This is a genomic window from Acidisphaera sp. L21 (assembly GCF_009765685.1).
In the GTDB taxonomy this organism is placed as follows: domain Bacteria; phylum Pseudomonadota; class Alphaproteobacteria; order Acetobacterales; family Acetobacteraceae; genus LMUY01.
Genome location: NZ_LMUY01000063.1, coordinates 1 through 907, shown reverse-complemented (window position 1 = coordinate 907; position 907 = coordinate 1). Strand labels below are relative to the sequence as shown.

At 66.6% G+C, this 907-nt stretch carries 1 protein-coding gene; it reads right to left on the bottom strand.

Annotation, left to right across the window (positions count from 1 at the left end; genetic code table 11):
• Window positions 1–79: 79 nt before the first annotated feature.
• Window positions 80–907 (bottom strand): ABC transporter ATP-binding protein (locus tag GSQ76_RS12015; protein WP_158744153.1); only part of this gene is annotated, 828 nt, incomplete at its 5' end.

Below are 907 nucleotides of genomic sequence, written 5' to 3'. Positions count from 1 at the left end.
AGATCGACACCATCGACCGCAGGCACGATTTGCTTGCCGCTGCGGTATTCCGTTCGCAGCCCCTGAACGTCCAACAGATTCATGCGCGGATACACGCAGCATCATGCGATGGCGCGACCGCATGCAACGGCGGCACGGCGGCATCACAATCCGCGATATGCCGGTCGCAGCGCGGCGCAAACGGGCAATCCCGCGCCCTGAAAGCGGATGCAACGCTACCCGGGATCTCCTTCAGCCGCACCGTCGTGTAATGCACCTGCCCAACCGACGCCCCCAGCAAACCGGCCGTATAGGGATGGGCAGGGGTGCCGAGCACCTGGGCAGCGTACCCTTGCTCCACGATCCCGCCCGCATACATCACCGCCACCCGGTCCGCCCAATCCGCCACCACGCCGAAATCGTGCGTGATCAGCAGCAGCCCCATGCCCAGCTGCTTCTGCAGGCGCGCCAATAACTCCAGCACCTGGGCCTGGAGGGTCACGTCCAGCGCCGTCGTCGGCTCATCGGCGATCAGCAATGTCGGGTTGCAGGCGACCGCGATGGCGATCATCACCCGCAGCCGCATACCGCCAGAAAACATATGGGGATAGGAGGCCGCACGGGTCGCCGGGTCGGGGATGCCCACCAGGTCCAGCAGTTCCAGCACGCGCGCCCGGGTCTTGGCGCGCGACATCGGGACATGGCGGCGGATCGCCTCCGCCACTTGCGAGCCCAAGGTGCGCACCGGGTTAAGCGCGGTCATCGGTTCCTGCAGGATAAGCCCCATCGTCCGGCCGCGCATGTCGCGTAACTTGGCCGGCGTTGCGCCGACCATCTCCTCCCCCAGCAGGCGCACGCTGCCGCCCTGGATCGGTGCACCTGGGGGCAGCAACTGCATCAGCGCGAAGGCGGTCATGCTCTTGCCGCA